Annotated in this window: 22 protein-coding genes; 13 read left to right on the top strand and 9 right to left on the bottom strand. The window is 69.7% G+C overall.

The window, feature by feature from the left end; all coding sequences use genetic code 11:
* Window positions 1-273: 273 nt before the first annotated feature.
* Window positions 274-1,722, top strand: coding sequence for a DUF2252 domain-containing protein (locus AAEX60_RS14015; RefSeq protein ID WP_342104185.1), 1,449 nt, complete (start codon window positions 274-276; stop codon window positions 1,720-1,722).
* A 310-nt stretch (window positions 1,723-2,032) separates the two neighbouring features.
* On the opposite strand, the gene AAEX60_RS14010 is transcribed toward AAEX60_RS14015, so the two are convergent.
* Window positions 2,033-2,788: a transposase gene (locus AAEX60_RS14010; RefSeq protein WP_342104184.1), complete on the bottom strand. Its 756-nt coding sequence runs from the start codon at window positions 2,786-2,788 to the stop codon at window positions 2,033-2,035.
* A 155-nt stretch (window positions 2,789-2,943) separates the two neighbouring features.
* Between AAEX60_RS14010 and AAEX60_RS14005 the strand changes: the two genes are divergently transcribed.
* The 4 genes from AAEX60_RS14005 to tsaA all read left to right on the top strand — a co-directional run bounded on the left by AAEX60_RS14005 (window position 2,944) and on the right by tsaA (window position 6,159).
* Complete coding sequence (locus tag AAEX60_RS14005; protein ID WP_342104183.1) at window positions 2,944-3,741, top strand: helix-turn-helix domain-containing protein; 798 nt, start codon at window positions 2,944-2,946, stop codon at window positions 3,739-3,741.
* 10 nt (window positions 3,742-3,751) lie between these two features.
* On the top strand, window positions 3,752-4,138 hold the full coding sequence (locus AAEX60_RS14000) for a VOC family protein (RefSeq protein ID WP_342104182.1): 387 nt from the start codon (window positions 3,752-3,754) through the stop codon (window positions 4,136-4,138).
* A 144-nt stretch (window positions 4,139-4,282) separates the two neighbouring features.
* A complete protein-coding gene (locus AAEX60_RS13995) occupies window positions 4,283-5,269 on the top strand; it encodes an IS481 family transposase (protein WP_342104181.1) in 987 nt (328 codons plus the stop codon).
* A gap of 164 nt (window positions 5,270-5,433) precedes the next feature.
* Window positions 5,434-6,159, top strand: a complete 726-nt coding sequence (gene tsaA, locus AAEX60_RS13990; protein WP_342104180.1) for a tRNA (N6-threonylcarbamoyladenosine(37)-N6)-methyltransferase TrmO — start codon at window positions 5,434-5,436, stop codon at window positions 6,157-6,159.
* Between the two features lie 61 nt (window positions 6,160-6,220).
* Here the strand turns inward: tsaA and AAEX60_RS13985 are convergent, their stop codons facing one another.
* A complete protein-coding gene (locus tag AAEX60_RS13985; RefSeq protein ID WP_342104179.1) occupies window positions 6,221-7,099 on the bottom strand; it encodes an aminodeoxychorismate lyase in 879 nt (292 codons plus the stop codon).
* Between the two features lie 273 nt (window positions 7,100-7,372).
* Here AAEX60_RS13985 and AAEX60_RS13980 point away from each other — a divergent pair, with 273 nt between their 5' ends.
* Together AAEX60_RS13980 and AAEX60_RS13975 are read left to right on the top strand one after the other, a co-directional pair.
* Window positions 7,373-7,519, top strand: a complete 147-nt coding sequence (locus AAEX60_RS13980; RefSeq protein ID WP_342104178.1) for a hypothetical protein — start codon at window positions 7,373-7,375, stop codon at window positions 7,517-7,519.
* A gap of 176 nt (window positions 7,520-7,695) precedes the next feature.
* Window positions 7,696-8,061 carry a hypothetical protein gene (locus AAEX60_RS13975; protein WP_342104177.1) on the top strand — a complete coding sequence of 122 codons (366 nt, stop codon included), beginning with the start codon at window positions 7,696-7,698 and terminating at the stop codon, window positions 8,059-8,061.
* 13 nt (window positions 8,062-8,074) lie between these two features.
* Here the strand turns inward: AAEX60_RS13975 and AAEX60_RS13970 are convergent, their stop codons facing one another.
* Window positions 8,075-8,629, bottom strand: coding sequence for a hypothetical protein (locus tag AAEX60_RS13970; protein ID WP_342104176.1), 555 nt, complete (start codon window positions 8,627-8,629; stop codon window positions 8,075-8,077).
* Between the two features lie 174 nt (window positions 8,630-8,803).
* Window positions 8,804-9,304, bottom strand: a complete 501-nt coding sequence (locus tag AAEX60_RS13965; protein ID WP_342104175.1) for an NUDIX domain-containing protein — start codon at window positions 9,302-9,304, stop codon at window positions 8,804-8,806.
* Window positions 9,305-9,434: 130 nt separating this feature from the next.
* Here AAEX60_RS13965 and cysE point away from each other — a divergent pair, with 130 nt between their 5' ends.
* The 4 genes from cysE to AAEX60_RS13945 all read left to right on the top strand — a co-directional run bounded on the left by cysE (window position 9,435) and on the right by AAEX60_RS13945 (window position 14,027).
* Complete coding sequence (cysE, locus tag AAEX60_RS13960) at window positions 9,435-10,292, top strand: serine O-acetyltransferase (protein ID WP_342104174.1); 858 nt, start codon at window positions 9,435-9,437, stop codon at window positions 10,290-10,292.
* Window positions 10,293-10,412: 120 nt separating this feature from the next.
* Window positions 10,413-11,222, top strand: a complete 810-nt coding sequence (locus AAEX60_RS13955; protein WP_342104173.1) for an IclR family transcriptional regulator — start codon at window positions 10,413-10,415, stop codon at window positions 11,220-11,222.
* A 208-nt stretch (window positions 11,223-11,430) separates the two neighbouring features.
* Window positions 11,431-11,898 carry a mycothiol transferase gene (locus AAEX60_RS13950; protein WP_342104172.1) on the top strand — a complete coding sequence of 156 codons (468 nt, stop codon included), beginning with the start codon at window positions 11,431-11,433 and terminating at the stop codon, window positions 11,896-11,898.
* A 149-nt stretch (window positions 11,899-12,047) separates the two neighbouring features.
* Window positions 12,048-14,027, top strand: coding sequence for a vWA domain-containing protein (locus AAEX60_RS13945; RefSeq protein ID WP_342104171.1), 1,980 nt, complete (start codon window positions 12,048-12,050; stop codon window positions 14,025-14,027).
* A 48-nt stretch (window positions 14,028-14,075) separates the two neighbouring features.
* Here AAEX60_RS13945 and AAEX60_RS13940 read toward each other — a convergent pair whose 3' ends face one another.
* Together AAEX60_RS13940 and AAEX60_RS13935 are read right to left on the bottom strand one after the other, a co-directional pair.
* Window positions 14,076-15,401 carry a serine/threonine-protein kinase gene (locus AAEX60_RS13940; protein WP_342104170.1) on the bottom strand — a complete coding sequence of 442 codons (1,326 nt, stop codon included), beginning with the start codon at window positions 15,399-15,401 and terminating at the stop codon, window positions 14,076-14,078.
* Window positions 15,379-15,810: a DNA-binding protein gene (locus AAEX60_RS13935; RefSeq protein ID WP_342104169.1), complete on the bottom strand. Its 432-nt coding sequence runs from the start codon at window positions 15,808-15,810 to the stop codon at window positions 15,379-15,381. Before AAEX60_RS13935 ends, AAEX60_RS13940 begins: the two co-directional genes overlap by 23 nt.
* Window positions 15,811-15,889: 79 nt before the next feature.
* Here AAEX60_RS13935 and AAEX60_RS13930 point away from each other — a divergent pair, with 79 nt between their 5' ends.
* Entirely contained in the window at window positions 15,890-16,528 is a 639-nt protein-coding gene (locus AAEX60_RS13930) for an HAD-IA family hydrolase (protein WP_342104168.1), read from the top strand.
* 2 nt (window positions 16,529-16,530) lie between these two features.
* Here AAEX60_RS13930 and AAEX60_RS13925 read toward each other — a convergent pair whose 3' ends face one another.
* The 3 genes from AAEX60_RS13925 to AAEX60_RS13915 all read right to left on the bottom strand — a co-directional run bounded on the left by AAEX60_RS13925 (window position 16,531) and on the right by AAEX60_RS13915 (window position 18,767).
* Entirely contained in the window at window positions 16,531-16,917 is a 387-nt protein-coding gene (locus AAEX60_RS13925) for a type II toxin-antitoxin system VapC family toxin (protein WP_342104167.1), read from the bottom strand.
* A complete protein-coding gene (locus AAEX60_RS13920; protein ID WP_342104166.1) occupies window positions 16,914-17,153 on the bottom strand; it encodes a type II toxin-antitoxin system VapB family antitoxin in 240 nt (79 codons plus the stop codon). Before AAEX60_RS13920 ends, AAEX60_RS13925 begins: the two co-directional genes overlap by 4 nt.
* A 135-nt stretch (window positions 17,154-17,288) precedes the next feature.
* Window positions 17,289-18,767 (bottom strand): FGGY family carbohydrate kinase, encoded by a 1,479-nt coding sequence (locus AAEX60_RS13915; RefSeq protein WP_342104165.1) that lies wholly within the window; start codon window positions 18,765-18,767, stop codon window positions 17,289-17,291.
* A 500-nt stretch (window positions 18,768-19,267) separates the two neighbouring features.
* Here AAEX60_RS13915 and AAEX60_RS13910 point away from each other — a divergent pair, with 500 nt between their 5' ends.
* Complete coding sequence (locus AAEX60_RS13910) at window positions 19,268-21,001, top strand: cytochrome c oxidase assembly protein (RefSeq protein ID WP_342104164.1); 1,734 nt, start codon at window positions 19,268-19,270, stop codon at window positions 20,999-21,001.
* Window positions 21,002-21,171 lie beyond the last annotated feature (170 nt).

Raw genomic sequence — 21,171 nt, 5'->3', positions numbered from 1 at the left:
CCCGCCGCCGCTGTGATGTCCTGTTCGCCATGCTCAAGAACCGGGAGCCCTACCGGGCACCCGCCCCGGCACCGGAACCCCCACTCATGCCCCTCGCCGCTTGACGAGGAACATAGGGACACCCCCCCGGGCCTCACGCACTGAGCTGCCGGTGGGCCGGACCCGGCACGGGGCAGCCAGTGGGCCCGACCAGGCACGGGGCAGCCGGGGCACGTCTGCCCGACGCTTTCCCGTAGCATCCCTTGTGAGCCGGACGCCAAAGGAGCCCCGCACATGACCCCACCCCCCAACGCCCAGGACAAGGGCGGCGACGCCTTCTCCTCGTTCAGCATCCCCGCCTCCGACCGCGCCCAGCGGGTGGCCCGCGGCAAGTCGCTGCGCCACCACACCCCGCACCACAGCCTGGGATTCTGGCAGCCGACGTCGGACCGGCCAGACGTCGTCGAGCTGATCCGACGAACCCATGAGGGCCGGCTGCCCTGGCTCTTCGCCCTGCGGGTGGGCCGGATGGCGGCCTCCCCCTTCGGACTGCTGCGCGGCAGCGCCCAGATGATGGCCCACGACGTTGCCAACCTGCCCTCCACCGGGGTGCACACCACCGCCTGCGGCGACGCGCACATCGGCAACATCGGTTTCTACCGCTCGCCCGAGGGCAACCAGGTGATCGACCTGAATGACTTCGACGAGGCGCACACCGGCGCCTGGGAGTGGGACCTGCGGCGGCTCACCGCATCGATCCATGTGCTGGGCCGGGACAATGGCGCCACCGAGGAGCAGTGTGCGGAGGCGGTGCACAACTGCGTGCAGTCCTACCGGGAGGAGGTCAGCTTCCTGTCCAAGCAGCCGTTGCTGTGGCGGGCCTTCAACCACCTGGACCTGGACGCGCTGCACGAGACGTCCACCGACGAGACCCTGCGGGAGGAGATCCAACGCGCCGCCCGCGCCGCCCGCAAGCGCACCGATGACCGGATGCTGCCCAAGCTGGCCGGTGGGGCCACCGCCGCCACCGAGATCGTCGACGCGCCGCCGCTGGTCACCCATCCCGACGACCAGACCCGGGCCCAGCTGGTGGAGGCGCTGGACGACTACCTGCACACCCTGACGCCGCAGTGGCGACGGATCGTGGGCGGTTATTCCTTGGTGGACATTGCCCACAAGGTGGTGGGCGTCGGCTCGGTGGGGATGCGTTCCTGGGTGGCACTGTTGGTGGGCTCGCGGGAAGATGACGTGCTCTTCCTGCAGCTCAAGCAGGCGCAGCGCTCCGTGCTGGCACCCTATGTGCACGGCGAACGGGCCTGGCACAACCACCAGGGGCAGCGCGTCGTCGAGTACCAGCAGCAGCTGCAGACCGTCTCCGACCCCTTGCTGGGCTGGGCCAGCGCCGGTGAGCACCAGTACTACGTGCGCCAGTACCGCAACATGAAGGGCGGCGTCCCGCTGGAGTCCATGACGCCGCGGGCCCTGGCGGACTACGCGGGGATCACCGGTCACCTGCTGGCCAAGGGCCACGCCCGCACCTCCGGCGCGTCGGTGATCTCCGGCTACCTGGGCAAGAAGGTGCCGGTGACCGAGGCCTTCCAGCGCTGGGCCAAGGCCTACGCGGACCAGACGGAGAAGGACCATGCCGAGGTGGTGGCCGCCGTGAAGTCCGGCAAGCTGCCCTGGGAGGAACCGCTGACCAAGGCCGGGCCCCGGCCCATCTGGCGCCCTACGGACAACTGATATGGGTGTGGTTCCTGTCAAGAGGGCAGGATGAGGCGCCACCGGGCTGGATGCCGGGTGGCGCCTCTCCTTGTGTTGGCCCGAAGTGGTGTTGACGAGGGTTTTCGCGTGTCTGTCGACGGCGATGTCAGTCTGATATTCGCGGGTTGGTTACCGCAGGACGGTGCTTTCGGCTCGGAACGTCACGCGTGTCTAGCGTCGAGCGTCGCCGCCGGTCAGGGCGGCTGCTCATAGTTGTATCGCGGGTCGTTCCGGTCGCTGCGTCACCTCTTCGCCTGCCGGTCCTCGGGCCAAGTTTGTGGCCTCGAGTTCAGTCCTCGAGGACCGCGAGCGACCAGCACCAGCCGGCGAGTTCGCGGGCGATCGCGGCGTTGGCGACGATGGGTCGCTTCTTGCGGGCTTTGAACTGGTTCCAGCGGTGGTTCAACCGTCGGTTGCCCAGGTCTCCGCGGGCCCGGGCGGCCGGGGAGGCGAGGTCCCAGCGGTCGCGGATCGTCTTGCCGGGGACGTAGCGGTGCTGGTGATGCCAGGCGGCCTCAACCAGGAGTCGGCGCGCGTGACTGTTGCCGGTCTTGGTGATCGGCCCGAGCGAGCGGGACTGGCCGGAAGAGCTCTCCGAGGGGATCAGGCCGACGAACGAGCCGATCGAGTTGCCGGTGAACCGGGTCCAGTCGCTGATCTCGACCGCCAACCCGAACCCAGTCAGGGTCGAGATGCCCCGCAGGCAACCGAGCCGGCGCACCACGTCGGTGTACTGGCTGTTCACCGCCATGGCTTCGATGCGTTCATCGAGACGATCACGGCGCGCCGTGATCGTGACCACGGAGTCGTAGGCCTCGTCGAAGGCGGCCTGGACCAGCGGCGAGTCGAAGCGCTGTCGTCTCAGCCAGGCGTCGTGGGCGCCGACCCAGGCCTGACCGCCCGAGTAGACGATCCCGTGGCGCAGCAAGAGTTTCGACAACCGATGCCTGGCTCGCATCAGATCGGAACGGCAGTCTTCGCGCCGCCCCTGTCCGGCAACCCACGAATCGTTGCGCGGCGAGGCCCCGGCCTGCCAAAGCCTCACCCCTGATCGGGGTCACCCATACCGTCTAGCTGTACTAGCTGTACTGACCGGAGACGTTAATCGAGCCGCTGCGGGAGTGGCGGTCGTGTAGCGACAGCACAGTGGTCGTCAGGCAAGTCTCTGTTTCTGGGCCAGAGTTTGCCTAGGGTGGGTGCATGCCCGTCTGGCAACCAGCCATCCCGCAAGGGTTGCGCCCCCATCTCCTTTCCTGGGTGGGGTACGACTTCGCCAGTAGCGACACCGCCCACCACGGGGTTCCCTCGATGGGCGTTACGGTGGTGCTGTCCCTCGCAGAGCCGATCGACTGTGGCTGGTTGCATGGCGGCGCACGTCAACGCCTGGACGTACTGGTCTCCGGCCTGCACACCACTCCGGCCCTGATCCAGTCAAGGGGACACCAGCGGGGCCTCGAGCTGTCGATCCACCCGCTCTCGACCCGTCGGCTTCTGGGGCTACCGGCCGGAGAGCTGGCCGGCTCGATGATTGATGTGAACGATCTCCCGTGGCCCAGGCACCTGCTCGACCAACTGCGGCAGTCAACGTGGCCACGACGGTTCCACCTCTTGGCGGCATTCCTCACCAAGAGGCTCGACCAGCATTCCCATACACCGCGGGCAGACATGGTCGAGGCACTCTCGCGGATTCATCGGGCCGGGGGTGCGATCCCCATTTCCGACCTGGCTCAGGATGTTGGCCTGTCCAGGCGGCGTCTCTCTAGCCTGTTCGATCTGGAGACAGGTCTTTCGCCCAAACAGGTGGCGCGCATCGCTCGCTTCAACCACGCCAAAGACCTCGTCCAGAGTGGTGCCCAGCTCTCAGACGTCGCGGCCATGGCCGGCTACAGCGACCAAGCGCACCTGTCCCGGGAATGGAAGTCGATGACCGGGTGGACGTTGCGCCAGACGAAGGCCGATTTCCCATTGCTTCAAGACACTGACACGCTTCCCGGGTGAGGCTGGAGCCATGACTACACCACAGCTCTTCCACTGCCTGCGCTACACCGATGCCGATCGAGGCATCGACTTCCTCCAATCCATCGGCTTCACCACCGCCATGATCGTGCGGGATCCTGATGATTCGACCTTGGTGGCCCATGCGCAACTTGCCTGGCGCGACAACGGGGGCATCATGCTCGGCTCTGCTCGGGACGATGACCCGCATTACGGACCGGGGATCTGCAACTTGGTGGTCGCCACCGATGAGGACGTCGACAGCCTCTTCGCCACGGCCCTGGAACACGGCGCGACCACCGTCACCAAACCCAACGACGCCCCCCACGGAGGGCGCAACGCATGTGTTGCGGACTTCGATGGCCACTGCTGGAACCTCGACTCCTACCCGGGAGCCTGAAACGGCGAAGCTCCCCTCGGCACCGTCATGTGCCACGGCTCACGAGTTCGTGCACATCTCGATGAGCCCTGACTCACACAATCCCGCCGCCCGCGGCGGCATCTGGCCTTCCTGGGCGGCGCATGCCCCCAGGAAGGCCTCTTCATGTCCCACGCCAACGCCGCCCTCACCCCTCGCCACCGACTCAAAGTCGCCCAGCTCGTCGTCGACCACGGCTGGCCCATCAGCGAGGTCGCTGCCCGGTTCCAGGTGGCCTGGCCTACCGTGAAGCGGTGGGTTGACCGCTACCGCGCCGGCGAGTCGATGGAAGACCGGTCCTCACGACCAAAGACCTCGCCGAACAAGACCAGCGCCAAGATCGTCAAGCGCTGTGTGAGCCTTCGCCTTCGCCTGCGCGAAGGGCCGGTGCAGTTGGCCTGCCGGCTCGGCATCGCTCCGTCGACCGTCCACCGCATCCTGGCCGACGTTCGCCTCAACCGACTCACCCACGTGGACCGTGCCACCGGCGAACCGGTCCGCCGCTACGAACACGACCATCCCGGCGCGATGCTCCACGTCGACGTGAAGAAGCTCGGCAACATCCCCGACGGCGGCGGCTGGCGCTACGTCGGACGCCAACAAGGCGAGAAGAACCGAGCCGCCACCCCCGACAAGCCCCGGAACAAGTACCGGGACCCGTTGATGGGCAAGGCCTACGTCCACACCGTCATCGACGACCACTCCCGCGTCGCCTACGCCGAGATCCACGACGACGAAACCGCCCTCACCGCGACCGCTGTCCTGGTCCGGGCCGTCGAGTGGTTCAAGGCCCGCAGTGTCACCGTCGAGCGGGTCCTGTCCGACAACGGCGGCGCCTACCGCTCACACCTGTGGCGCGACACCTGCGCCGAGCTGGGCATCAAGCACAAGCGTACGAGGCCGTACCGGCCGCAGACCAACGGGAAGATCGAACGGTTCCACCGCACGCTGGCCGATGGCTGCGCCTACGCCCGCTGCTACACCTCCGAGACGGAGCGCCGGGGCGAGCTGGATGGTTGGTTGCACTACTACAACCAGCACCGTCCCCACACGGCATGCGGGAACCAGCCGCCCTTCTCACGATTGATCAACGTCCCCGGTCAGTACAACTAGCCGTCCGGGTTGGCGGCACACGACACCCGTCGGCGACTCCGCCGACAGCGCGGACAGGCCCCCGCATACACCCTGCGGCCGGGGCGTGGACAAGGCTGGATGACCGAGACCCCGTGCCCGCCCTGTCACCGCCGGCCCACGACCCGTGCCCTACGGTGAGCTCCATGACCGAACGTCCGCCGTACCGCACCATCGCCCGGGTCCACACGGACTTCCCGTCGAAGTTCGGGGTGCCGCGGCAGTCCGGCCTGGTGCCCGACCTGCTGGCCCGGGTGGTCTTCGAGCCTGAGTTCCGTTCGCTTGATGCGGTACGCGGGATCGACGGGTTCAGCCATCTGTGGCTGGTCTGGGAGTTCGACAAATCGGTCTCCGGACGCGACTGGTCCCCGACGGTGCGCCCGCCGCGGCTCGGCGGACAGGACCGGCTGGGGGTCTTCGCCACCCGCTCCCCCTTCCGCCCGAATCCGATCGGGCTCAGCTCGGTGCGGCTGCTGTCCGTCGAGACCGATGGACAGGACGCGCCGGTGCTGGTGGTGGGCGGCGCTGACCTGGTGGACGGCACGCCGGTGCTGGACGTCAAGCCCTACATCCCCTACGACATGCACCCCGACGCGACCAGCGGTTTCATCGAGACCCATCCGGAGGCGTGGTTCAGCGTCGACTTCCCCGAGGAACTGCTCCAGCGGGTACCCACGGACCGCCGGGAGGCCCTGCTGGGTGTGCTGGCGCACGACCCGCGGCCCCGCTTCCTGGATGACCCGGGGCGGGTCTTCGGGCTGCCCTTCGCCGGCTTGGATGTGCGTTTCCGGCTTGACGGCCCGACGGTGCGGGTGGTGGACGTGCAACCGCTACGTCCCGACGCCGGGGCCGCCTGGCCGGGTTACCGCTGAGCCAGGGGCGGGGGCCACGGCGGACCAGCCCGTCGAGGCCCTTCACGGTCACCCAGGCGGCTCAGAAGCCCGCGTACCGGGTCACCCGGGCCACCAGTTCCGGGTCCACCGCCAGCGGCCGGCCGTCGAGCTCCACCACAGGGGACGGCCCGCGGCTGGAACTGACCAGCCAGACCCCGTCGGCGGTGAACAGATCCGGCACCGGCACCAGTTCCTCCCGCGCCACCATTCCGTCGGCCCGCGCCGAGGCCAGGATCTGCTGCACCGTCACCGACGCCAGGATCCCGGTGTCGCCGGTGGGCGCCGTGCGCAGCACCCCACCGGAGGCCACCACCAGGCCCGACGTCGGCCCGTCCAGGGCATAGCCGTCGGTGCTGACGAAGATGGCGTCATCGGCGCCCCGCCGCCGAGCCTCCCGAGCCGCCGCCGCGTTCACCACATAGCTGAGGGTCTTCACGCCGCCGAGCAGCCACGGGGCGTCGCGGAAGGCATCCGACGGGCGGCCGCTGGTCAGGATCACGGCCCGCAGCCCCCGCGTGATCTCCTCCCCGGAGGCAGACTGTCGCACCGTCGCGGCCGGCCGCGCGCGGATGGTCAGCAGGGCCGCACCAGCCTGCTCCGGCGCCCATTCCCGGCCCCGGGTCAGCACCAGCTTGAGGGTGGCCTCCCCCGGCTCCCACCAGGCCGCCAGCGCCTGGGCCACCAACGCCTCCCATTCGGATCGGGACGGGCAGGCCAGGTCCAGCGCCGCGGCCGAGTGCCCCAGCCGGTCCAGGTGCTCGGCCAGGTTCACCACCCGGGCCCCGTCGGCATCGCAGACCACGCGGGCGGAGTCGAAGCACCCGTCGCCCCTTGTGAACCCCAGATCATCGGCAAAGACGGCGGGTTCGTCCGGGGAAAGAACGCCGCGCCCCAGCACGGCCACCAACTGTGCGGTCATGCCCCCATTCAACCGCGCCATCGCCGGCGCCTCGGGCACCGGATCCTCGCCGGCCCCTGGGAGACTGCTGAACCACCATGTCCCGGGTGCGGCGATTCAACACGGGCTCGCTCTGAACAGCATTGTTCAGCAACCCCCGAGTGCTGGCCCGCCGGACTTGTTGGGCACGTGTCCTGTGGAACTTTGGGTCGCGAAGTCAACACCAGAAGTTCCACGGGACGCCCGTCCAGGTCTTTCCGCCGCCCAGCGGGCCCGCAGATTCCCCGGAATGCCATGACTCGGCTGGTCGGCTGTCTGGCAGGCCGGGCGGCCACCTACTTCTTGAGCTTCTCCCAGGCGGGGTTGGCGGCGCTCAATGCGCCCGGGGTGGATGGGCAGCGGGCGGACCTGATCGGGTCGGAGCTGGACCCGCAGGCCTGAGCGGCGCATTGGACGCATGTCCTGAGGAACTTTGGGTCGTGCAGTCACCACACAAAGTTCCACAGGACGCCTGTCCAGCTCTTCGGGCCGCCAGGGTGGACCGGTTGATTCCGCAATCCCTTGGCTCGGAGCCTCACCGCAAGGTCACGTGAGCGCAGGCTTGCCACAATGGGGCCATGAGCCTGGTCTTCACCGCCCGTACCCTGCCCGCCGAGCGGATCGCCCTGGCCGGCCCGCTCCCGGTCACCGCCGATCCGCGCTTGGCGAGCGCGGACTTCACCGTCGACGAGCTGCTGGCCTTCCCCACCGACGCGAGCGAACTGCCGGCCGGGAGCAGCTGGCTACTGGCCGGGCAGCGCTCAATGGCGCGGCACGGCTCCAGCGCCCTGGACACCGAGATCACCGTCCGGCTGCTGCTGCCCGTCGGCTCCGACGAGGACCCGGAGGCCCTGCTCTCCCAGGCGATGATGCGGCTGGCCCTGGCGCTGGCAAGCCCGGAAACCGGGGTGCGCGACGAGCGCTACCTGGGCGTGCTGGCCTGAGTGGCGGGGCCGCTCACTGACCCGGCTGCCGCCAGCCCATCCCGGGGCCGATCCCCTGGGCACGCTGCCACTTCTCCATCTTCCGACGGTGCGAGGTGAGCAGCGCCCAGGCTCCCCAGCCGGGGAGCACGTTGAACAGGATCAGGCCCAGCAGCGAGCCAACGGAACGCGCCACATCATTGGGATGGATCAGCGTGACCGTTCCCTGACCCATCCGGCTCATCAGGCTGAGCACCCCGAGGATGGTCCAGACCAGCAGGATCCAACCGAAGACCACCTTGGTCTTGCTCTTCACCGGCGGCGGGGTGGTGGGCACCAGACCACCGGGCTGGCCGTAGCCGACGGGCAGGTTCTGGCCCGGGCCCTGCGGCGGCATCTGCCCCCAGGCCTGGGTCTGCGGCTCGGCCCACTGCTGCTGGGTCCCCGACGGGTAGGGCTGGTTGGGCTGCCCCCACTGCTGCCGGGTTCCATGGGGATCCGGTGCCTGCTGCGCCGGGTAGGGATTGTTCACCTGATGCGGGGCCTGGGGCCGGTTCGGATCCTGGGGCTGATGTGGGTCCTGGCTCATGGCCGCCATGGTAGGTGACACGGAGCCGGCAGACACGGGCCTCAACCGGCTCGGCCACCTGGCCACCCGGCACCCACCACCCTCGCCACACTCCGCCAGCGTGGTCATCACCGGATACACCATCCCCGGTGCCCACCACAACCTTCAGCACGCTCGGCCACCGTGGCCACCAACTCAGCCGAGGATCCCCACCTGGCGCCACAGGGCCACCGCGTCGGGCATCACGTCGATGTCCGGGTCGGCAATCATCTCCTCCAGCCGCTCCACGTCCAGCCAGCCGCCCCAGGCCACCTCGCTGGCCTGATGGGTGATCGGTCCATCCCAGCGCACCCGGTAGAGCCAGGCGTGCAGGTTCAGCCGCTCGTCGACAAAGTCGTACTCACCAAGGGATTCCAGCTCGACGCCGGCGACCCCCAACTCCTCGGCCAGCTCCCGTCGGGCGCAGTCGTCGGGCTCCTCACCGGCCGCAATCACGCCTCCGGCCGCAAAGTCGTAGTAGCCGGGGTAGACGTCCTTCAGCGCGGTCCGACGGTGAACGTAGACCTGCCCCGCGGAATTGGTGACCAGGATCCCGGTACCCCCGTGGCGCAGGTTCTCCCGTCGCATCACGGAGCGCGGCGCCTGCCCCACCGGGCGCGCCTGGTCGTCGTAGAGGGTCACCATCTCCTCGGCCATGCCCTCCAGCATTCCACCCGTCTCATGGGAATGCCCATTGGGGCAGCGGCGTTGCACCCGACGTAGCGTGAAGGCCGTCTCCTCCGAGGAGCGTCCGAGCCACGAGCTGTCCCCGACGAAGGATGAGGAAATGATTCGCAGGCCCAACCCGGCGCCCGAGGGCACGACTCCCCACTACTGCACCCCGGTGGACGACCCCCAGGTCTGGGACCGGATCCGGGAGGAGGCCGAATCGGATGCCGTGGCCGAGCCCGCCCTGGCCGGTTTCCTGAACACGGTGATCCTGGGCCACGAGACCTTGGCCGACTCCCTCAGCTACCTGCTGGCCGCCAAGCTGGCCAGCCAGACCGTGACCGCCCTGACCCTGCGGGACCTGCTGCAGCCCGTTTTCGCCGGCAGTGAGGAGATCCAGCAGGCGGTTCTGGCGGACCTGCAGGCCATCGTCACCCGGGACCCGGCCTGCCGCGGCTACTCCCAGCCGCTGCTCTACTTCAAGGGCTTCCACGCCATCCAGGCCCACCGGGTCTCCCACCACTACTGGGAGCAGGACCGCAAGGCGCTGGCCCTGTTCATGCAGAGCCGGATCTCCGAGGCCTTCGCCGTGGACATCCACCCCGGCGCCCGGCTGGGCAAGGGCCTGATGTTCGACCACGCCACCAGCGTCGTGATCGGTGAGACGGCCGTCGTCGAGGACGACTTCTCGATGCTGCACGAGGTGACCCTGGGCGGCACCGGCAAGGTGGGTGGCGATCGGCATCCCAAGATCGGGCGCGGCGTGATGATCGGCGCCGGCGCCAAGGTGCTGGGCAACATCCGGGTGGGCGAGGGGGCCAAGATCGGCTCCGGCTCCGTCGTGCTGCACGACGTCCCGCCGCACACCACGGTTGCGGGCGTGCCGGCCAAGGCCGTGGCCTACCCGCGCACCGCCCTTCCGGCACTGGACATGGACCAGTCGCTGGACGACGAGGAGCAGCCGTCGGGCGAGTAGGGGGGGGGCGCGCCCGAGGGTGGGTCCCGGTGTTCTTGAGACTCAGGGATTCAAGAATCAGGTCCGTAGCGGGTAGTCTTGCTCGCTGCGAGCACTGATGCTTGGCAAGGAAAGGAAACGATGCCCACGGGCCTTGGGAGCACTTCCGGCGACGCCAACAAGTCGCGCGACTCGCGAACCGCGGTGGACAAGGCATTTGCCCTGCTCGCCGCCTTCGATGGCGACCCCACGGTTGGCGTCGGCGTGAGCGAGCTGGCCCGCCGCGCCAGGCTCAGCAAGTCCACCGCCTTCCGCCTGCTGGGCATGCTGGAACGCAATGGCGCCGTGGAGCGCGATGCCAGCAACTACCGCCTGGGTCCGGCCCTGCAGGACCTGGCCAGTCCGATGCCGATGCCCGAGGTGGACCTGGTCCGGGACAGCCTGACGCCCTTCCTGGCCCACCTGTACGAGCGGACCCGTCAGACGGTGCACCTGGCCGTGCTGGACGGGCCGAATGTGGTCTTCCTGAACAAGCTGCACGGGCTGCAGTACGTCGCGATGCCCACCCGGATCGGCGCCCGGCTGCCTGCCTACTGCTCCGCCGCCGGAAAGGTGATGTTGGCGCACGACCCGCTGCTGGCCAACCAGGTGCTGGCCGGGGAGCTGACGGCCCTCACCCCGCACACCGTGACCAGCCCGGTGCGGCTGCGCGCGGAGCTGGAACGGATCCGGATGGAGGGCATCGCCTACAGCCGGGAGGAGCTCATGGTTGGCCTGGACAGCGTCGGCTGCGCGGTGACCTCGCCGTCGGGCGCCGCGGTGGCGGCCCTGTGCGTCTCCGGGCCCGTAAACCGGTTCAACCCGCGGACCCAGGCTCCCGTGCTGCGCCAGGTCTGCGGCGAGGCCTCCAAGGCCTACACCCTGCGGCTACGGGCCGCCCGTCGCGGCTGAGCCCGAGGGGCGACGGCCTCCCGGCCCCATACCATGACGGCGTCGCCACCAGCAATTCGACAGGTCTGACCTCTGGGTGATGTGGCCGTGGATCCCCGGGGCCGGTGTCCACTGGCTGGCGGGCCGGCTGTCGTCCTGGCACTCCCAGCGCATACGCTGCCCTCGAAACGTTCTGCCCGCCCCTTTCCGATGCCCCAGGAGTGATCCCATGAGCACCGACCGGCTTCTGCTGGAGTTCACGCTCAGCAAGTTCGACCAGCTCTTCGACCTGATTGGCCAGAGCGACGACGCGCTGGTGAACCGCAAGCCCGACGTCGAGGGCGCCAATTCCCTGTTCGCGATCGGCACCCATGTGCTCGGGATGATGCGCTACTGGAGCTGCACCGTGAACCGCGGGGTGGAGGTGGACCGGGACCGGGAGGCCGAGTTTGCGGCCACCGGCTCGATTGCCGAACTGCTGGCGCAGGCCGCGATGGTGCGCCAGCTCTTCGAGACCGACGTGCTGGCCGTGAACGGGCACTCCAAGCCGGCCAATCGCCCCGCGGACAAGGACGACGACTGGCTGGTCAGCTGCCACGGCGTGCTACTGCACGTCTTCGAGGAGATCTGCCAGCACCTGGGCCACGCCGAGGTCACCAAGGACCTGCTGGCCGAGCCCTTTCCCGCGCTGACCTGACCCCGGCCGGGACCCGAACCCGGCTGCCGCGGCAGCCGCCCCCGCGGCGGAGCTTTTCAGATCTTCTGTCCGGAACCCTTGACCTGACCCCCGAGTGTTTACGATAGTAAACATCAGGCGGGCGGTTCACCCGGTGAAAGGAGACAAGGATGAAGGTTCCCATGGTCAAGGTCACGACCCTCGCGGCGCTCGCCACCGCCGGGCTGCTCGCGACACCGGTGCTGGCGCACGCCGATGACGCCACGGATGCCAAGGACGCCAAGATCCTGCTGATGCTGGACGCGTCGGGCTCGATGAACCAGAAGGACCCGTCGGGCCTGACCAAGATCGAGGCAGCCAAGAAGGCGCTGACGGCCACCGTCGGCTCCATCCCCGAGCAGAGCCAGGTGGGCCTGCGGGTCTACGGCGCCACGGTCAACACCCCCAAGCCCACCAAGCAGTCCTGCACCGACACCCAGCTGGTGCACCCCGTCGCCGCGGTGGACAAGCCCGGCCTGGTCAAGGCGATCGGCTCCTTCAAGGCCGTCGGTGACACCCCGATCGCCTATTCCCTGGGGCAGGCCGCCAAGGATCTGGGCACCGACGGCAAGCGCCACATCATCCTGGTCTCCGATGGCGAGGAGTCCTGTTCCGCCGACCCGTGCGCCGAGGTGAAGAAGCTGGTCGGCCTGGGGATCGACCTGCAGGTGGACACCGTCGGGTTCGCGGTCAACCAGACGGCACGTCGGCAGCTGCAGTGCATCGCCCAGGCCTCCAACGGCAGTTACTACGACGCGAAGGACGCCGGCGCCCTGCAGTCGTCGCTGTCCAAGCTGTCCACCCGGGCCGCCCGATCCTTCACGCTGAGTGGCAAGCCCGTCACCGGCACGGCCGCGCCCCAGGAGGCGCCGCTGGTGGCACCCGGGCAGTACGTGGACCGGATGCCGACCAGCCCGAGCGCCACCGTCAAGCGCCACTACCGCCTGCAGCGCACGATTCCGGGCTCATCGATGCGCTTCAGCGTGCTGGGCCGCCCACCCATGCTCTCCAATGCCTACGAGTCGATTGATGCCCCGAAGATGACCACGCGGATGCTGCTGCCAACTGGGGCCGTGTGCAGCATGACGACCAGTACCTGGCTGGAATCCGGGGTGGCCATGACGCTGACCGGGCAGGCCTATGCAGACCCCCAGGACCCGAAGGCACAATTCCCGACGGAGGAGTCGAAGGCCTGCGCCGAGGCCACCGAGATGTACGCCGAGCTCACCTATCCGGCCGTCAAGTTCGGCCAGATCCCCATCGAGATCCGGGTGGCCGAGGAGGCGTCGCCGCTTGACCTGGCCTCGCTGCCCGACGGCGCCAAGGAGCTGCCCGAGCGCAATTCCAAGCCGTCGCCCGCCAAGGGCACGCCCGTCAAGGTCGATGGCGGCGCCGGATTCAGCAATGCGACGCCGGTGCAGCCGGGCACCTACCAGACCAATGTGGTGCCGGGCGAGACCGTCTACTTCAAGGTTCCGGTGGCCTACGGCCAGTCACTGCGCCACGCGCTGGACGGCATCGACGTGCTGGGGCGGCCGCAGTTCCAGGAGATGACCAATCTGGACGTCCTGACCATCCGTCAGACCACCTTTGCGCCCGACGGGACGCCCTTTACCCCGGGCTTCGACAACCGGCTGGTCATCGAAGCCAACGGGCAGCCGTCGAAGTTCTACCGGCCCGTCGCCGTGACTCCCGCCGTGAACTACCGCAATCGTTGGGACACCCCCGCCCCCTCCGGCGGGGGGCGCGGTTTCGCGCTGGCCGGCGACTACTACGTGGCGGTCTCGGTGGAGCGCTCACCGCGTTCGGCGCAGTTCGACGGCACCGACATCCCGGTGCGCTTCAGCATCGCCGTCGACGGTGAGGCGGCCGAGCCGCCGGCCACCGGGCCCCGCCCCACGGCCTCCGACGCCAGCCACACGCCGTCGGACACACCGGAGGCCAGCGCGTCGAGCACCCCCGAAGACACGTCGTCCCAGACGGCCAGCCAGGAACCGACCCAGCCGACCGACGACGGCAGCAAGGGCGACCCCAAGGCCATCGGTGGGGCCATGCTGGTACTCGCCGCACTGGCCGGTGGCGGCGCCTATCTGGTTCGCCGCCGACGCTGAGCCGGGTCATGGTGCGCCAAGCCCGCGCGGGCCGCGGGCCTGGGTGGGTCAGTCGGCCTGCCAGACGGTGCTGCCATCGCCCTGCCGGGTGCAGGTGACCGGCAGGCCGTCGGTGGTGGCGGTGTGCTCGCCCAGACTGCTGGCCTCACAGGGCTGACCCGCCCGCACCACCACGGGCCGCACCGTCACCCGTCCCGCCGCCGGTGTGCTCGCGGTGATCGTCGGTGCGCTCGACGCGGGGACGCTCGAGGCGGGGATGCTCGAGGCGGGAGCGTTCGAGGCGGGCGTGCTGCTGGCCGGGGCACTGCTGGCAGTCGTCGCCCGCGAGGAAGCGGCGGACGTGGTGGGCGGTGGCGGGGGCACCTCACCCGATCCCCGCCAGGGTTGCCAGAGCGCCAGTCCACCCGCCACGGCTGCGAGCACCGCCAGGCCCACCACCAGGTCGCTGGTGCGCCGGGCACCCAACTGGGGCTTCGCGGAGTGCTCGACGGCCGTTGGGGACGCCGGGGGTTCGCGCACGGTGGTGGCCGGGGCGCCCGGGAGGGGTCGGTCACCCACCTGGTCCAGCACCACCACCTCCCCGATCGCCTCGGGCCGCCACTGCAGCCCTGGGCTGGCGAGCAGCTCGGCGGCCTGCGCGGCCGTCGCGCGGTCCTCCGGGTCGGCGGCCACCAACCATTCGAGCGCGTCGTCCAACTCGGTCAGGCCGGTGCGCGGGCCGACGGCAGCCACGCGCTTGCGCGGGTCAAGCCCCGTCGCCAGGGTCAGCCCCACCTGGCCGACGGCGAACAGGTCGGCGGCCGGCGTGGGTTCCTGCCCGGCCAGGACCTCGGGCGCGAGGTAGCCGGGGGTCCCCGGAACGGCCCCGACGGTGGTCAGCGGCGGGTCGTCGGTGCGTCGGGCCAGGCCGAAGTCGGACAGGTAGAGGTGCGGGCGTCCACCGCCCGTTGGATCCAGCAACAGGTTGGCGGGCTTGACGTCGCGGTGCACGAAACCGGCGGCGTGCACCGCGTCCAGGGCGGCCAACAGTTGCCGCAGCAGTTCGGCCACCAGCAGCGAGGGCAGGGCGCCGAAGTCACCCACCAGGGTCTGGGCCGACCCACCGCGCACCAGGGGCATCGTGAACAGCACCCGGTCATCGGTGCCGGCCCAGCCGAGCGGCACCAGCACATGCGGGTGGTGGATACGCACCGACTGTTCCCGCATGAAACGCAGCAGGTCCACCGACTGCGACGAGCGCAGCACCTTGGCCGCCAGCACCTCGCCCCGGTGGGTGTCCACGATGCGCCACACGGCACCCATGCCGCCACTGTCCAGCAGGTCGAGCAGCTCATAGCGCCCGGCAAACAGCTCACCCATGGTGGCGGGCGGCACGACGCAGCAGCGTTGCCAGGGCCGGGGCCGTGGTGAGGCCGGCCAGCCGCTCGAGCTCTGCGGCATCGGCGCTGGCGGCCAGCAGGGCGGCCGGGTCTGTCATTCCGGTGTTAGTCAGGGTGGGATGGGTGTCGGCGATGCCCACCAGGCGTTGCTCCAGCTCTTCGGCGCTCAGCCCGTCGGCGATGCCGACCAGCTCGGCCAGGGCACCCAAGCGCTGCACCGCGGCGGGGTTGCCGATCTTCACCCGGGTACCGGCCACCAACAGCGAGAGCATCGGCGCGGACAGGCCCAGCACGGCGGCCACCCGTCGCTGCGACAGGCCGAGCGATTCCTGGACCCGAGCGGTGATGTCGGCAATGGGCTCGCCGTACAGGGCGCGTTGCTGCTCGCGGCCATCCTCACTCATGACTGTGACCCTAGACCACGCGGCCGGGCCCACCCGACGTCGGTGATGCCCCGGGATCGTCGTCCGGCAGACTGGGGCCATGACCACACCGCCCACGCCCCGCCCGCTGCTGATCGACATGGACGGCACCCTGGTGGATTCCACCGCCGTGGTGGAGCAGACCTGGACCGATTTCTGCGCCCGGCACGGCCTGGATCCCGCGGAGGTGATTGCCTACGCCCACGGCCGCCCCTCGACGGACACCACCCATCACTTCCTGGCCGACCCGGGGCTGGCCCAGCGGGAGAATGACCGGATCGTCGCCCACGAAACCCACGTCACCGAGGGCATCACCGCCATGCCCGGCGCGGTGGACTTCATCGCGGCGCTGCCCCGCGATACCTGGGCCCTGGTCACCTCCGCCAACCGGGAGCTGGCCACGAATCGGCTCGGGGTGGCCGGTATCCCGCTGCCCGACGCCTGTGTCTTCAGCGAGGACATCACCCGTGGCAAGCCGGATCCGCAGCCCTATCTGTTGGCGGCCGAGCGGCTCGGCGTCGAGATTGCCGACTGCGTGGTGCTGGAGGATTCCGACGCCGGCATCCGCTCCGGGATGGCCAGCGGCGCCACCACCGTCGTGGTCGGTGCGCTGGACCGGTTCGACGACCAACTGCTCCGGATCCCGGACTTCCACCGGGTCACGCCGGCGGTGCTGTTCGCCCGGCTGGCCAACCGCTGAGCTCAGCCGGAGGCCGGGTTGGCCCTGGCCACATCCGTGTGACCGAAGTCCTCGCCCTTGAACAGCAGGGGCTCCCCGGTGGCCTTGGCGGCGCCATAGGCCAGGCAGTCGCCGTAGTTCAACCGCGCCGGCGAACCGGACCGTCGGCCGTAGTGCGAATGCGCGTGCCGGGCCCAGCGCAGGTGCTCGGCATCCACGGCCAGGACCTCGATCCCCAGTTGCCGTAGGAAGTCATCCACCAGGGCGTCGTCGCCCGTCACCATGGCCAGTTCCAGAACGGATGCCGCCGACATCCGGAGCCTGGCCGCACCCAGAAGTGTCTCCTCCAGGGCTTCGGTGTCCGGCTCGCGACGCAGGATGGCCACCGCGGCCGAGGTGTCGACGATCATCGGGGCAGCCCCGTCTCGTCATAGAGATCCTGTTCCTCAAGCCATTCGGGGATGGCCGCGGCCCGCAGCTGCAGTGCCCGTAGCGCCCCCACCCGATCCGCGCGCCGCCGATTCTCCTCCCGGAGGGCATCCTCCAGAGCCTGTCGCACGGCGGCGGTCGCGCTGGTGCGGCGCAGCTCGGCCAGCTCCCGGGCCAGCTCATGGACCCGCGGGTCCTTGATGTTCATCGTCGCCATGACGAGATTCTACCCCAGAGGTAGAATCCGGTGGAGTGGGCAACCCCATCACCGGGAGACACTCGGGGTCACCACCGCCCCGTGGTCGCCCGGTCCAGGGACGCTTCGGGGGGCTCGCCCGACCCGGGCGGCCGCTCAGCCTGCCAACCCGTGGAAGGTGGGCGCCAGAGCGTCATAGAGGTCCCGGTGCACCGGGACCAGACGTTGGTAGCTCGTCGCCGCCCGGGAGGGCGCGGTCTCAGTCACGTCCTCGTCGCGGTGCAGCAGGGGTTCCAGCCGGTGATCCAGGCCGCTGGCCGCGGCCGCGCTCCGGGCTGCCGACCAGCAGGTGGCGTCGGTGTCACTGCCGGTGACGATGGTGGCGTCGAAGACGTCGGCGCAGATCTGCCGCCAGACCGGGCTGGTACCACCGCCACCCACCAGCCCCACCCGCCGCTGCCGGATCCCCAGCTGGTCGGCCACGTGCCGCAGGGCCAGCGCGACGCCGGTGAGGGCGGCAAGGTAGAAGTCCTCCGCCCGGGTGTTCTCCCCCGCCCCGACGAAGGCGCCCCGGAACCTGGCGTCGCGTACGGGCGCTCGCTCGCCGGACAGTCCGGGCAGGCACAGGGGCCGGGCGGCCAGTTCCTCCAGCCGCCCCGAAACCAGCCGGTCTGCCTCGGCGAAGCCCTTGCCCGGCAGGAAGTTCTGCAGTGCCCAGGCGGCGGTCTGGCCAGCGGACTGCACCGCGCCGATCCGCAGCCGGGTCTTCCAGCCCGGCATCACCAACCGGTGGATGGGCGACGGCGGCCCGCCATCGGCCGGGGTGACCGCCGCCAGCCAGCCGGTGGTTCCCAGACTGAGGTAGGCCTCCCCCGGTTCGCTGCCGATCAGCCCGTCGGTGGCGGCACCGGCATCGCCCAGGCCCAGCACCAGTGGGGTGCCGGCGCGCACGCCGAGTTCCGCGGCCGCGGCTTCGCTGACCTCGCCCACCAGGCCGTCGCCGGCCTGCTGGCCCACCAGCCGGGGCAGCGACCCCGGATCGGCGCCGGCGGCCGCCACGACGTCGTCGGCCCAACGCCGGGTGCGCACATCCAGCAGGCCGGTGGTGGAGGCGGTCAGCACGTCACAGGCGGGGTCACCGCCGGCCCGCCAGGCCAGGTAGCCACCGGCGCTGAGCAGCAGGTGGTCGGCGTTGCCCAAGGAGTCTGGCTCATGGTCGGCCAGCCAGGCGATCTTGGCCGCGACGTTGGAGGCGTCCTGCTCATTGCCGGTCTCCTCAGTCCAGTCAGGCAGGGCTTCCAACAGCCTCCGGTGCTGCTCGGTGGCGCGCAGGTCCGAGTACAGCAAGGCGGGCCGCACCGGCCGACGATCTGCCGCGTCGTCGGTGACGGGCACCAGGTCCTGCATCTGCCCGCCGATCCCCAGCACGGCAATCTGGTGGGCGACTCCGGTGTCACCCAGCGCCGTCGCCGTGGCCTGCCACCAGTCTTGTGGGTCCTGCTCCACCGCACCGGGCACCGGGCCGCTGACCGTGCGGTGACTCACGCTCCGACGGGCGACAACCGTGCCATCCGGCCGGGTGACCACGACCTTCACGGCCGAGGTGCCGACGTCAATGCCTGCTATCAGATTCATGGCGGTCCCTCCTGAGCTTTGCGCCAGCCTACGCAGGGAGTCGGCGGGCGAGCTCGCCCTCCGCAGCGGCTGACCCGGAACAAGGGCAGGGAGCCCGACGGGAGGGGCGGTACGCACAGGGTTATCCACAGGGAAGCGGCAACAGTGTGCGCAACTCTCCACCAGAGGCTCATCCTCGGCTTGACTCCACCGGCCATCCACAGCGGTGCATGAGCGTCCACACCCCCAAAGCCCGATTGACTAGGCCAGACTTGTCCACAGAGTTACTCACAGCTGTGGAATTCCGACCGTGTAATTATCCCCAGCAGTGGAAAACCCTGTGGACAACTCTCTGGTTGAGCTTGAGGTTCCGGTTTGACTAGGCCAAATGCGGCACCTGACTTTCCCCAGCACGCAACGGCAAGCCACTTAGACCCATGGCGTGTGGCGGCATATCGTGGACACACCCCCCCGCGACCGGTGAGGTACATCGGTGTCGGGCAGACGAAGGACCCACTCCCGTGCTACTCACCACCCAGTTCGCCGTCGACCTGTTGGTCTGGCTCGCCTCCGCGGTCACCATGGGCGCCTGGACCACCGCCGCCTTCATCCGGCCCGCCGACGGCAAGTACCGGCTGCGGCTGGACGGCAGCCGGCTGCTTCCGCTCGCCCGGCTGTCCGCGATTGCCGGAGCGGCCGCCTGCCTGCTGATGGCCAACCTGACCAATGTCCGCGGCTACGGCCATGGCGAGTCCCTGGCCTGGTGCCTGGCCGCGGGCCTCGGCCTGGCCAGCGTGGTCTTCACCGCCATCAAGGCCTGGGAGAGCGCGCTCTATGCCCTGGCGCTGCAGGCCATCGCCCTGGTGGCGCCGATTGCCGCCACCGAGAACCTTGTCGCCCGCAATCACGACGTCGCCGGCGACGCCCGGATGATCGCCGCCGTCGCCTTCACCGTCCTGGCCGGCACCTGGGCCTGCCGCCTGTTCCTGACCGCGGATGACGCGGGCAGCAAGCTGGTCTGCGCCCGAATGCGCTTCCTGTCCGTGGTGGCCGCCGCCGTGGTGGTGGTTTCTGACCTGGCGACGGTGTGGGCACAGGGCGGCCAGCTGGACACTGACGCGCGGTGGCACCTGGCCCGGGCCGGCGCCGCCGTCATGATCGCCGGGCTGGCCTTCACCTCGTCCGCGGCCGGAGCCCTGGCCGCGACGGTGGTGGGGCTGCTGGGCCAGTTCGCCGCTGCCAATGCCTTCCGCACCCAACCGTCGACGGCCGGCGAGGCGCTGCCCACCGACGTGCAGCGGCTGGGCTACTCAGTGGCCGAATGGCCCACGCTGGTGAACCTGGTGACCAACTGGCGGATCAACCTGTTCTTCCTGGGGCTCTCGGTGGTGGCGGTCACCGTCTACCTCTACCTGGTGGCCCAGCTCAAGAAGCGTGGCGACCACTGGCCGGCCGGCCGGACCGCGGCCTGGCTCATCGGCTGGGCGACGGTGGTCTTCGTCACCAGCTCCGGCATCGGCCGCTACGCCCCGGCGGTCTTCAGCGTGCACATGCTGCTGAACCTCTCGCTGAACATGTTGTGCGCCATGATCTTGGTGCTGGGCGGCTTCATCACCCTGCTGCTGCGGGCCACCCCGGCCCGTCGTCGCACCGAGCCGGCCGGCCTGCGGGAGTGGCTGACCGCCAGCATGCATTCGCGCTACCTGGCCTTCATGTACAACCCGATCATCGCGCTGGTCTTCATGACCGGCACCTACTACGTCTTCTACCTCTCGGGCCTGTTCACCGCCAGCCTGCACCTGCACTGGCTGCACCAGTTCTTCTACCTGCACTTCCTGGTCAGCGGCTACATCTTCTACGGCCTGATCATCGGGGTGGACCAGCCGCCGCACCCGCTGCCGCACATCGGCAAGCTGGGCCTGATCATCGGCGCCATGCCCTTCCACGCCTTCTTCGGCGTGATCCTGATGGCCAAGACCACCCTCTACGGCGAGGCCTTCCTGAAGAGCCTCGGGCACGCCTGGATGGAGGCCCGCGGCCTGCAGCACGACCAGTGGGTGGGTGGCACCATCGCCTGGGCCGGCGGCGAGTTCCCCCTGGTGATCGCCCTGATTGCGCTGCTCACCCAGTGGCAGCGGCAGGATCGCAAGGAGTCCACCCGTTTTGACCGGCACGTCGATGCCGGCACCGACGACTCCTACGACGCCTACAACCAAATGCTGGCCCAGCTGGCCGAGCGGGACCGTCAGGGCTGAACCCGGCCAGTCCCCGGTGGCCCTGCTCGCCGACGGGTCACCCTGCTCGCCCACGGGTCACCCTGCTCGCCCACGGGTCACCCTGCTCGTCGACGAATGACCTTGCGCGTCCAACCGTCGCCCTCCGAGCGAAATAACCATCACAGGGCAACCGTCCAACCAGCAGGGCA

The organism is Luteococcus sp. H101 (assembly GCF_038433155.1).
GTDB lineage: Bacteria > Actinomycetota > Actinomycetes > Propionibacteriales > Propionibacteriaceae > Luteococcus.
Note: the sequence above shows the minus strand (reverse complement) of the source record. Positions and strands in the feature narration are given on the sequence as shown.